The sequence below is a fragment of the Pseudomonas sp. S3_G06 genome (assembly GCF_054667565.1).
Genome location: NZ_CP162738.1, coordinates 4,653,777 through 4,665,865 on the forward strand (window position 1 = coordinate 4,653,777; position 12,089 = coordinate 4,665,865).

7 protein-coding genes are annotated in these 12,089 nt (G+C 59.5%); 6 read left to right on the forward strand and 1 reads right to left on the reverse strand.

The features are described from left to right. Positions 1-119 precede the first annotated feature (119 nt). The 5 genes from aceE to msrA all read left to right on the forward strand — a co-directional run bounded on the left by aceE (position 120) and on the right by msrA (position 10,232). A complete protein-coding gene (gene aceE / locus AB4N47_RS20770) occupies positions 120-2,765 on the forward strand; it encodes a pyruvate dehydrogenase (acetyl-transferring), homodimeric type (protein ID WP_024011316.1) in 2,646 nt (881 codons plus the stop codon). A gap of 11 nt (positions 2,766-2,776) precedes the next feature. After that, on the forward strand, positions 2,777-4,738 hold the full coding sequence (aceF, locus tag AB4N47_RS20775) for a dihydrolipoyllysine-residue acetyltransferase (protein ID WP_460154330.1): 1,962 nt from the start codon (positions 2,777-2,779) through the stop codon (positions 4,736-4,738). Between the two features lie 277 nt (positions 4,739-5,015). After that, positions 5,016-6,413 carry an alkaline phosphatase D family protein gene (locus AB4N47_RS20780; protein WP_341638448.1) on the forward strand — a complete coding sequence of 466 codons (1,398 nt, stop codon included), beginning with the start codon at positions 5,016-5,018 and terminating at the stop codon, positions 6,411-6,413. Between the two features lie 254 nt (positions 6,414-6,667). Next, positions 6,668-9,364 carry a putative bifunctional diguanylate cyclase/phosphodiesterase gene (locus tag AB4N47_RS20785; protein ID WP_341638447.1) on the forward strand — a complete coding sequence of 899 codons (2,697 nt, stop codon included), beginning with the start codon at positions 6,668-6,670 and terminating at the stop codon, positions 9,362-9,364. Between the two features lie 202 nt (positions 9,365-9,566). Continuing rightward, positions 9,567-10,232 carry a peptide-methionine (S)-S-oxide reductase MsrA gene (gene msrA / locus AB4N47_RS20790; RefSeq protein ID WP_341638446.1) on the forward strand — a complete coding sequence of 222 codons (666 nt, stop codon included), beginning with the start codon at positions 9,567-9,569 and terminating at the stop codon, positions 10,230-10,232. Positions 10,233-10,356: 124 nt separating this feature from the next. Here the strand turns inward: msrA and AB4N47_RS20795 are convergent, their stop codons facing one another. Next, on the reverse strand, positions 10,357-11,196 hold the full coding sequence (locus tag AB4N47_RS20795; protein WP_016772007.1) for a 23S rRNA (adenine(2030)-N(6))-methyltransferase RlmJ: 840 nt from the start codon (positions 11,194-11,196) through the stop codon (positions 10,357-10,359). A gap of 408 nt (positions 11,197-11,604) precedes the next feature. Between AB4N47_RS20795 and AB4N47_RS20800 the strand changes: the two genes are divergently transcribed. After that, positions 11,605-12,018 carry a hypothetical protein gene (locus tag AB4N47_RS20800; protein WP_341638445.1) on the forward strand — a complete coding sequence of 138 codons (414 nt, stop codon included), beginning with the start codon at positions 11,605-11,607 and terminating at the stop codon, positions 12,016-12,018. The last annotated feature ends 71 nt before the right edge of the window (positions 12,019-12,089 follow it).

The following is a 12,089-nucleotide window of genomic DNA, read 5'->3' on the forward strand; positions in this document are numbered from 1 at the left end:
AAACTACACGCCGCCGGAACAACCTGTCGGCAATCCAAGAATTTTAAATCGTCTGCCCACAAGGCCAGTCGCAAACTCAGGCAACCGATTCTGGAAGCCTTTCCGCCCTGGAGCAAGCCATGCAAGACCTCGATCCCGTCGAAACCCAGGAATGGCTGGACGCCCTGGAATCGGTTCTCGACAAAGAAGGCGAAGACCGTGCTCACTATCTGATGACCCGTATGGGCGAACTCGCGACCCGCAGCGGCTCGCAGCTCCCTTACGCGATCACCACGCCTTACCGCAACACGATCCCCGTTACCCACGAAGCACGCATGCCTGGCGACCTGTTCATGGAACGCCGCATTCGCTCGCTGGTACGCTGGAACGCGATGGCCATGGTAATGCGCACGAACCTGCGAGATTCGGACCTGGGTGGTCACATCTCCAGCTTCGCTTCCAGTGCGACCCTGTATGACATCGGCTTCAACTATTTCTTCCAGGCCCCGACCGACGAACACGGCGGCGACCTGATCTACTTCCAGGGCCACACCTCGCCAGGCGTTTACGCCCGTGCATTCATGGAAGGCCGCATCACCGAAGACCAGATGAACAACTTCCGTCAGGAAGTCGATGGTCAAGGCCTTTCGTCCTATCCGCACCCTTGGCTGATGCCTGACTTCTGGCAGTTCCCGACCGTATCGATGGGTCTGGGTCCGATCCAGGCGATCTACCAGGCGCGCTTCATGAAGTACCTGGAGCACCGCGGTTTCATCCAGCCGGGCAAACAGAAGGTCTGGTGCTTCCTCGGTGACGGCGAGTGCGACGAGCCGGAATCCCTGGGCGCGATCTCCCTGGCCGGCCGCGAGAAGCTGGACAACCTGATCTTCGTCATCAACTGCAACCTGCAGCGCCTCGACGGCCCGGTTCGCGGCAACGGCAAGATCATCCAGGAACTCGAAGGCGTGTTCCGTGGTGCGCAGTGGAACGTGACCAAAGTCATCTGGGGCCGTTTCTGGGACCCGCTGCTGGCCAAAGACGTCGACGGCATCCTGCAACGCCGCATGGACGAAGTCATCGACGGCGAATACCAGAACTACAAAGCCAAAGACGGCGCGTTCGTTCGCGAGCATTTCTTCAACACGCCTGAACTCAAGGCAATGGTTGCCGATCTGTCCGACGACGAGATCTGGAAACTCAACCGTGGCGGCCACGACCCGTACAAGGTCTACGCGGCGTACCACGAAGCGGTCAACCACAAGGAACAACCGACCGTCATCCTCGCCAAGACCATCAAGGGTTATGGCACCGGTGCCGGCGAAGCGAAAAACACTGCGCACAACACCAAGAAGGTCGACGTCGACAGCCTGAAGCTGTTCCGCGACCGCTTCGACATTCCGGTCAAGGACGAAGAACTGGAGAACCTGCCGTTCTTCAAACCAGAGCCAAACAGCGCCGAAGCGCGTTATCTGGCCGAGCGCCGTGCCGCACTGGGCGGTTTCGTGCCGCAGCGCCGTGCGCAGAGCTTCAGCGTACCGACTCCGGACCTGGACACCCTGAAAGCCATCCTCGATGGCTCGGGCGACCGTGAAATTTCCACCACCATGGCTTTCGTGCGGATCCTGGCGCAACTGGTCAAGGACAAGGAAATCGGCCCGCGCATCGTCCCGATCATCCCGGACGAAGCCCGTACCTTCGGTATGGAAGGCATGTTCCGTCAGTTGGGCATCTACTCCTCCGTCGGCCAGCTCTACGAGCCAGTCGATAAAGACCAGGTGATGTTCTACAAGGAAGACCAGAAAGGTCAGATCCTTGAAGAAGGCATCAACGAAGCAGGCGCCATGAGCTCGTTCATCGCTGCCGGTACTTCGTACTCCAGCCACAACCAGCCGATGCTGCCGTTCTACATCTTCTACTCGATGTTCGGCTTCCAGCGTATCGGCGACCTGGCCTGGGCCGCTGGCGACAGCCGTACCCGTGGCTTCCTGATCGGCGGCACCGCTGGCCGTACCACCCTGAACGGTGAAGGTCTGCAGCACGAAGACGGTCACAGCCACTTGCTAGCCGCGACCATCCCGAACTGCCGCACCTACGATCCGACCTACGGCTACGAGCTGGCGGTGATCATTCAGGACGGCATGAAGAAGATGACCGAAGAGCAACAGGACATCTTCTACTACATTACCGTGATGAACGAGTCGTACCAGCAGCCAGCCATGCCGGCCGGTGCCGAAGAAGGCATCAAGAAAGGCATGTACCTGCTCGAGGAAGACACTCGCGATGCGGCGCACCACGTTCAGCTGATGGGCTCCGGCACCATCCTGCGTGAAGTGCGTGAAGCGGCGAAGATCCTGCGTGAAGAGTTCAACATCGGCGCTGACGTGTGGAGCGTTACCAGCTTCAACGAACTGCGTCGCGACGGCCTCGCCGTAGAGCGCAGCAACCGTCTCAAGCCTGGCCAGAAGCCTAAGCTGAGCTACGTCGAAGAGTGCCTGAACGGCCGTAAAGGTCCGGTCATTGCTTCTACCGACTACATGAAGCTGTTCGCCGAGCAGATCCGTCAGTGGGTACCGTCCAAGGAATTCAAAGTCCTGGGCACCGACGGTTTCGGCCGCAGCGACAGCCGCAAGAAACTGCGTCATTTCTTCGAAGTCGACCGTCATTTCGTGGTGTTGGCAGCCCTGGAAGCACTGGCTGACCGTGGTGATATCGAACCTAAGGTTGTGGCTGAAGCCATCGCCAAGTTCGGCATCGACCCGGAAAAACGCAACCCACTGGACTGCTGAGGAGACATTTTGTGAGCGAACTCATTCGCGTACCTGACATCGGCAGCGGTGAAGGTGAAGTAATTGAACTGTTTGTGAAGGTCGGCGACCGCATCGAAGCCGACCAGAGCATCCTGACCCTGGAATCGGACAAGGCCAGCATGGAAGTGCCGGCCCCGAAAGCCGGCGTCATCAAGAGCCTGAAAGTGAAGCTGGGCGACCGTCTGAAAGAAGGCGACGAACTGCTCGAGCTGGAAGTCGAGGGCGCCGCTGAAGCGGCCCCTGCGCCGGCCGCCGCTCCTGCTGCGAAAGCCGAAGAGAAACCGGCTGCGGCACCAGCTGCTGCCGCGCCTGCCGCTGCTCCTGCTGCTGCTTCGGTACAGCAAGTGCACGTGCCGGACATCGGTTCGTCGGGCAAGGCACAGATCATCGAGATTCAGGTCAAGGTCGGCGACAGCGTCGAAGCTGATCAATCGCTGATCACCCTGGAATCCGACAAGGCGAGCATGGAAATCCCGTCGCCTGCCGCTGGCGTGGTCAAGGCCATCAGCGTCAAGCTCAACGACGAAGTCGGCACTGGCGATCTGATTCTGGATCTGGAAGTGGCGGGTGCTGCGGCCCCGGCTGCCGCCGCTCCGGCTCAGGCTGCTGCGCCTGCTGCCGCTGCGCCAGCCCCGGCTGCTGCTCCGGCTGCACCGGTTGCCGACAGCGTTCAGGACATCCACGTTCCGGACATCGGTTCGGCTGGCAAAGCCAAGATCATCGAAGTGCTGGTCAAGGCCGGCGATACCGTCGAAGCCGACCAGTCGCTGATCACCCTGGAATCCGACAAGGCGAGCATGGAAATTCCATCGCCTGCCGCTGGCGTGGTCGAAAGCGTTTCGATCAAGCTGGATGACGAAGTCGGCACCGGCGACCTGATCCTCAAGCTCAAAGTCAAAGGCGCGGCCCCGGCTGCTGCCCCGGCTGCGGCTGCTGCACCGAGCGCTCCGGCACCTGCTGCTCCGGCTGCCGCTGCACCTGCTGCCACCGCTCCAGCCGCCGCACCGGCTGCTACACCAGCGAACCCGGGCGCCAAAGTTCACGCCGGCCCTGCCGTGCGTCAACTGGCCCGTGAGTTCGGCGTCGAGCTGAGCGCCGTTGGCGCCAGCGGTCCGCACGGTCGCATCCTCAAGGAAGACGTGCAGGTTTACGTCAAGGCGATGATGCAGAAGGCCAAGGAAGCACCGGCCGCTGCTGGCGGCGCTACCGGTGGCGCGGGCATCCCGCCGATTCCGGTGGTCGATTTCAGCCGCTTCGGCGAAATCGAAGAAGTGCCAATGACCCGCCTGATGCAGGTCGGCGCTGCCAACCTGCACCGCAGCTGGCTGAACGTGCCGCACGTGACGCAATTCGACTCGGCGGACATCACCGAGCTGGAAGCCTTCCGTGTTGCACAGAAAGCCGTGGCCGAGAAGGCTGGCGTCAAGCTGACCATCCTGCCGCTGCTGCTCAAGACCTGCGCGCACCTGCTCAAGGAGCTGCCGGACTTCAACAGTTCGCTGGCACCAAGTGGCAAGGCGATCATCCGCAAGAAATACGTGAACATCGGCTTCGCCGTCGACACCCCGGATGGCCTGCTGGTGCCGGTGATCAAGAACGTCGACCAGAAGAGCCTGCTGCAACTGGCAGCCGAAGCGGCTTCGCTGGCTGAAAAAGCCCGCACCAAGAAGCTGTCCTCGGACGAGATGCAGGGCGCCTGCTTCACCATTTCCAGCCTCGGCCACATTGGCGGCACCGGCTTCACACCGATCGTCAACGCGCCGGAAGTGGCGATCCTTGGTGTTTCCAAGGCAACCATCCAGCCAGTCTGGGACGGCAAGGCCTTCCAGCCGAAGCTGATGCTGCCACTGTCGCTGTCCTACGATCACCGCGTGATCAACGGCGCTGCTGCTGCACGCTTCACTCAGCGTCTGGGCAGCCTGTTGGGCGACATCCGCACCATCCTGCTGTAACCCAAACGGCCCTCCGGCGACGGAGGGCCGCTTGCTGCACCCTTTCGAGCGCCACACGCTCGTACCTCAACCCCGCCGGTCTGGCGGGGCTTTTTTTTGCCTGAATTAACTGGTCCGCGATTCTTTCCTACAACCTGCGCTGACATCGGCCACAGGTCTGGTCCACTTAACGCCAATATTTTCTGCCGCCGGCCAACTAACCTCTGCTCAGGAAAGTTGCTTCAACGCGCTCCGCTTATTTAATTCTTGTTTATTAAAATCTCGAACGGAATCGATCATGTTCAAACCGACTATCGGCCCCATCGTGGGCCACGCCACAACTAACGAAGTTCGTATTTTCATGCGCGGCGAACAACAGGACAAAAAACGCGTATTTGCCGGAGTTCGCGCCCGCAAGGCCGGAACGGAAAAATGGTCGAACAGCGTATTTGCACTTTTGCATCCAGCCAACGACATGTCGGGCGTACTGGTATTACAGGATCTGGACGCCGATTGTGAATACGAATATCAAGCCGGCTGGTTAAGCCCGATGAATCCGGTACACACCATCGACACAGTGGTGGAGTTTCCACTGCAATGGCCGCGACAGCTCTACCGCTTTCGTACCCGCACCGCGCAAGCCAGCCAGCCCCGGGGCTTTATCGTCGGATCTTGCCGTTACCTGCGGATCACCGCGGGCATTGCTTCGTTGCCGCAACTGGGCGATCGCATCTTTGGCTCGATCAATCAACTTGTCGAGAACAGTCATCTACCCGTCAGCGCGGTGATCATGACCGGCGATCAAGTGTATGTAGATGATTTGAATATCATTGCACCGGATCGCGAAGCCAAAGACATTCTGAAGAAGTATCGAACGGCATTCTCGCAACCGAATATTCAACGATTGATGTCCAATACATCGACTTACATGATGCTCGACGATCATGAAATAGAAGATAACTGGCCCGCCAATGCAAAAGATGCGGACAAGGACTTGTATCGCAACGCCATGGCCGCTTATGAACTTTATCAAGCCAGCCACAGCCCGGTCTACGCATATAACAGCGAGGGCCAGATAGACCGGAATACCTTGAAGCATTACTGGTATCAGTTTGGCGACAGCGATATCGCCTGGTTCGTCACCGACAGCCGCACCCGACGCAACTTGTCTGAGGATGACCGGCGCATTCTCGACATCGAGCAGGAACAGGCCCTGCTGCAATGGCTGATCCATAGCCCGGCACGAGTGAAATTCGTGGTGACCAGCGTGATGTTCTATCCCGATCGCAAGTTCAACGGTGACGATGCCTGGAAAGCTTTTCCCGAGCAGCGTCTGCGCCTGCTGGAAACCATCCGCACTCACCGGATCAAGAACGTGGTGTTCGTCTCCGGCGACGTCCATGGCTCGCTGACCAGTCGCTTGAGTCACAGCGAGGACGCCGATTTCGAAGTGCACACCATCGTGTCCTCGCCGTTGCACAACAGCAAATTGCTGCCGTATGCCAAGGCCTCGACGTTTATCCTCGATCAACCGCTGGTGCGCACGGCGGCCGGGGATTATCGGCACGAGCTGACCAGTGCGGTGGTGAGTCAGGACAATTTTGCGCATGTGGTCGTCGAGGCTGACCGGATTCTGGTCGAGTATCACGATCGTGACGGCAAATTGCTGCAATCGATCAGCATGAAATTGCGTTGAGACCCCAAAAGATCGCAGCCTTCGGCAGCTCCTACATGAGGCGCATTCCCTTGTTGGAGCGTTGCAAGGCAGCGATCTTTTGTTCTTTTGCCCCAGACGCTGGAGAAATGTTCACTGCAGCCGACATATTCTTATAGCACTTGGCCTTCATCTCTCTTGTCAGTCGGTGCCGCAATGATGCAACCTTGCCGCAGCCAACAGACAAGAGGGCGAGAGCCCGGCGCATTCAGCATATTTCCAAGCGAGTTTCCTTCATGAAGAGCCAGCCCGATGCCGCCAGCCGTATGGCGGCCGAGGTAGTGACGCAGTTGCCTGTGCCCTCGCGGCTCGGCATGCTGCGTTTCGAGCGCTTGAATGAAGCCAGTTGGGCGATGCTGTTCCTTGATCCCAACTGCGAACGCCAGTTCGGCCAGCCGGCCGTCGAGCTCTGCGCCCTGGTCGGCTCGCCCTACGCCAGCCTGATGGAGCCCGAAGCGCGCTATCAGCTGCACGACGCGATCCAGCAGCAGTTGAGCAAAAGCGCGCATTACGTGGTGCGCTACACCCTGCACACCGCCGCCGGCGCGTTGAACATCCTCGAGCTGGGTGAAGCCTACAAACAGCACAACCGGCATTTGCTGCGCGGCTATCTGCTGGCCGTCGACGAGGTGTTCGACGAAACCCAGGCGCTGCCTTCGGTGGATCTGGAAACCCAGAACTCGCGCCTGCAAATCGCCCTTGAGCTGAACCAGCGTGCCCAGCAGGAACAACTGCAGCATCTGGAGCGCGTGCGCGCCCAACAGGATCTGATTCTGCTGCTCGCACGCCAGCGCTACAGCACGCACAACTCGCTGCAGGAAGCCGCCGAGCTGATCACCCGCTGCGCCTGCGATATCTACGAAATCGACTGCGCCAGCCTATGGAACCTCGAAGGCCAGCGCTTGCTGCCGATCTCCGCTTACCATCGCGCAACTCAGGAATACATCCTGCCGGAGCCGATCGATATCAGCGGCTTCCCCGACTATATGGAAGCGCTGCACAGCAGTCGCGCCATCGATGCGCACAACGCCATGCACGACCCGCGCACCCGCGAGATGGCCGAGGCTATGCGTCCGCGTGACGTCAACGCCATGCTCGATGCCAGCATTCGCGTCGACGGCCAGGTGGTCGGTGTGTTGTGTCTGGAACAGACCGGCGCCACTCGCGCCTGGCAGTCCGACGAAATCGCCTTTGCCGGCGAGCTGGCCGACCAGTTCGCGCAAGTGATCAACAACCACAACCGGCGCACTGCCACCAGCGCTCTGCACCTGTTTCAGCGCGCGGTCGAGCAAAGCGCCAACGCCTTTTTGCTGGTCAACTGCGACGGCGTGGTCGAGTACGTCAACCCGAGCTTCACCGCGATCACCCAGTACACCACCGAGGAAGTCCACGGCCAGCGCCTGTCGGAACTGCCCGCCCTGGAAAATCTCAGCGAACTGCTGTTCGACGCGCCCTCGGCGCTGGCCCAGAGCAACAGCTGGCAGGGCGAATTCAAAAGCCGCCGCAAGAACCTCGAACCGTACTGGGGGCAGTTGTCGATTTCCAAGGTCTATGGCGACAACCGTGAGCTGACGCATTACATCGGCATCTACGAAGACATCACCCAGACCAAACTTGCGCAGCAACGTATCGAGCGCCTGGCCTACACCGACAACCTGACCAACCTCGGCAACCGTCCGGCATTCATCCGCAATCTCGATGAGCGCTTCGCCCGCGACAGCGATACGCCGATCAGTCTGTTGCTGGTGGACATCGACAACTTCAAGCGGATCAACGACAGCCTCGGCCACCAGACTGGCGACAAACTGTTGATCAGCCTCGCCCGGCGCCTGCGCAACAGCCTCAGCCCGAGTGGCAGCCTCGCGCGTTTTGCCAGTAACGAATTCGCCGTGTTGCTCGACGACACCGACCTTGAGGCCGGGCAGCAGATTGCCAGTCAGTTGCTGATGACCCTCGACAAGCCGATGTTCGTCGACAATCAGCTGATCAGTGTCACCGGCTCCGTCGGCCTCGCCTGCGCGCCGCTGCACGGGCGCGATCCGCAAACCCTGATGCGCAACGCCGGCCTGGCGCTGCACAAGGCCAAGGCCAACGGCAAACATCAGTTGCAGGTGTTCACCGAAGCGCTGAACGCTGAAGCCAGTTACAAACTCTTCGTCGAGAACAACCTGCGCCGCGCCCTGACCCAGAATGAACTGGACGTGTTCTACCAGCCGAAACTGTGCCTGCGCAGCGGTCGCTTGCTGGGCATGGAAGCGCTGTTGCGCTGGAACCATCCGGAACGCGGCATGATTCGCCCGGACCAGTTCATCAGCGTCGCCGAGGAAACCGGCCTGATCATTCCGATCGGCAAATGGATCGCGCGTCAGGCGTGCCGCATGAGCAAATCCTTGACTGCTGCCGGCCTGGGCAATCTGCAGGTGGCAATCAATCTGTCACCGAAACAGTTCTCTGATCCGGATCTGGTCGCCTCGATCGCCAACATCCTCAAGGAAGAGGCGCTGCCGGCCAATCTGCTCGAACTCGAGCTGACCGAAGGCTTGTTGCTGGAAGCCACCGAAGACACGCATTTGCAGCTCGACCAGCTCAAACGCCTGGGCCTGACCCTGGCCATGGATGACTTCGGCACCGGGTACTCGTCGCTGAGCTATCTGAAGAAATTCCCGATCGACATCATCAAGATCGATCGCAGCTTCATCCATGAAATCCCCGACAACCAGGACGACATGGAAATCACCTCCGCCGTGATCGCCATGGCCCACAACCTGAAACTCAAGGTCGTCGCCGAAGGCATCGAAACCGCCGAGCAACTGGCGTTCCTGCGCCGGCATCGTTGCGACGTCGGTCAGGGTTATCTGTTCGACCGACCGATTCCGGGCGATGAGCTGATCAAAGCGCTCAAGCGCTATCCGCGTGGGCCGCTCTGTCTCTAATCCCTCTACCCCATTCTCGCCATAACATGCCGCCCCCTGTAGGAGCTGCCGAAGGCTGCGATCTTTTGATCTGGTTTTTAAAAAGCAAAATCAAAAGATCGCAGCCTTCGGCAGCTCCTACATTGGGTAGTGATTAACTCGGCATCATTCGGCACACTGGCGGTCTGACTTTTTACCTCCAACCTGACTGAGAGGAACGATCATGGTTCTGCGCTCGGAAATTCTGGTGAACAAAAACGTGCTTCCAACCAAAGAACAAGCCCTGCCCGGCCGCGAAACCGCGATGACCCTGCCGGAAAAACACTTCGTCTTCGAAGACACCCCGCTGCTCGGTCCATTCTTTCAGGACGTCGACTTCGCGATTTTCGGTCTGGGTTGCTTCTGGGGCGCGGAACGACGCTTCTGGCAGCGCGAAGGCGTGGTCAGCACAGTCGTCGGTTACGCCGGCGGCTTCACGCCGAACCCGACGTACGAAGAAGTCTGCTCGGGCCTGACCGGCCACGCCGAAGTGGTATTGGTGGTGTATGACAAGGCCCAAGTCAGCTATGAAGAGCTGCTGGCGATGTTCTGGGAACTGCACAACCCGACTCAGGGCATGCGTCAGGGCAGCGACATCGGCACTCAGTACCGCTCAGTGATCTATGCGACCACCCCGGAGCAACTGGATGCGGCACTGAAAAGCAAAGACGTGTATCAGGCGGAACTGGCCAAGGCCGGTCTGGGTGAAATCAGCACCGAGATCGACCAGGCCCCGACCGTGTACTTTGCCGAGGCGTATCACCAGCAGTATCTGGCGAAGAACCCTGAAGGTTACTGCGGGATTGGCGGCACCGGCGTGTGCATGCCAGCAAGCCTTGCGGGCAACTAACCCCGCCTGATCGTTCCCACGCTCTGCGTGGGAATGCAGCCCGGGACGCTCCGCGTCCTGACAGCGGACGCAGAGCGTCCATTGAGGCATTCCCACGCGGAGCGTGGGAACGATCGCTCGGCGATCAGCTCTCGGCAATCAGCCAATCCATCTGCCAGCCACCCTGAGTCTGCCCCAGCTTCTTCGACAACCACGGCAGCAACTCACGCAATTCTTCTTCCAGCCCCCACGGCGGATTGGCGATCGCCAGCCCGGAACCGTTCAGGCTGTTCGGCGTGTCCAGCGGATGCACCAGCAGCTCCACACGCAACAACTTCGGTGCACCCGTGCCTGCCAGGTCCTGATAGAAACGCCGCAGTGCACGCTGATCCTTCACCGGATACCAGATCGCAGCCACGGTCTGGCGCATGCGGCCGATGGCTTCTTTCATCGACGCCGCGCAACGCTGCATCTCGTCGAGTTGCTCGAACGGCGGATCGATCAGCATCACCGCGCGCTTTTCCTGCACCGGCAACATCGCCCGCGCCACGTGCCAGCCCTCGCCCAGATGCACTTTTACCCGACGATCGCCGGCCATGTTGTCCTTGAGCAACACGCCATCTTCGGGGTGCTTCTCGTTGAGCATCACCCGATCCTGCGGCCGCGTCAGGCGCCGTGCCAGCTCCGGCGAACCCGGGTAATAGCGCAACTGGCCATCCGGGTTCATCTCGTGCAGCACCTTCATATAGTCGGCGGTCAGCGCCGGCAGGTCCGGCTGATCCCACAACCGCGCAATGCCTTCCAGGTACTCGCCGGTGCGATTGGCCTGATCGCCCTGCAAGTCGTACAGACCGATGCCGGCGTGCGTGTCGAGATAGGCAAACGGCTGCTCCTTGCGCGACATCAGAGCGATGAGGCGGGTCAAGGTCAGGTGTTTGAACACATCGGCGTGATTGCCGGCATGGAAGGCGTGACGATAATTCATGGCTGCTCCTGCGAAGGGCGCAAAGTTTACCTTTTACCGGGCGGCAAGTCAGGGGTTCGCAGCCGAGTGGACAAACGCCTTTCCCTCACCCTAACCCTCTCCCGAAGGGAGAGGGGACTTACGGTGGCGATCTTGCGAGTTACATCGACCTGAATGATCGACGTGATCTCAGGCTTGGCCAAGCGTAGATAAGCGCGCAAGTCGCAAGTCGTCACACGACCAGTCCCCAGAAAGAACACCACCATCCAGGCTTGGCCAAGCGAAGTTCACCCCTGAAGTCGCAGGTCGGTATACATCATCCAGACAACTCGGTCAGTCCCCTCTCCCTCTGGGAGAGGGCTAGGGTGAGGGGCTTTGCTTTTATAGCGTTAAACTGGCAAACCATGAACGACAGGAAGTCAAAAACTCATGCGATATCTGATCATCTGTTTACTCAGCCTTCTTAGTCCATACCTCGCCCTTGCCGACGAAACCCACATTGAACAGGCACGCCAGACACTAAAGAACTACGGGCTGAGCCATTGCATCCTGGCGCCATTCAATGAGCAATCAGCCCTGAGAACAGACATTGCAGTGTCCGCCGATGCCTATTCGTTCATGGGCAACGGCCTGCATTCCATCCTGCAAAACGAAGACACGCTGCAAGTGCTGCACGATCGTTATAAAGCAACCAGAAACTATGTGTATGCGGCATCTGAGCAGACACCGTCGATCAGCAAAACACTCGAAAAGCCATTTCGTTTTTTATGGGTGCCTGGAGGTCTCAACTCAGAGGCTTTCGACAGTTTTATCAAGACCCAGGATCGGCACGTCGCAGACTGACTGCTGAACCCTCAACGTCAAATGATCGCAGCCTTCGGCAGCTACTACAGATGATCCCGTGTAGGAGCTGA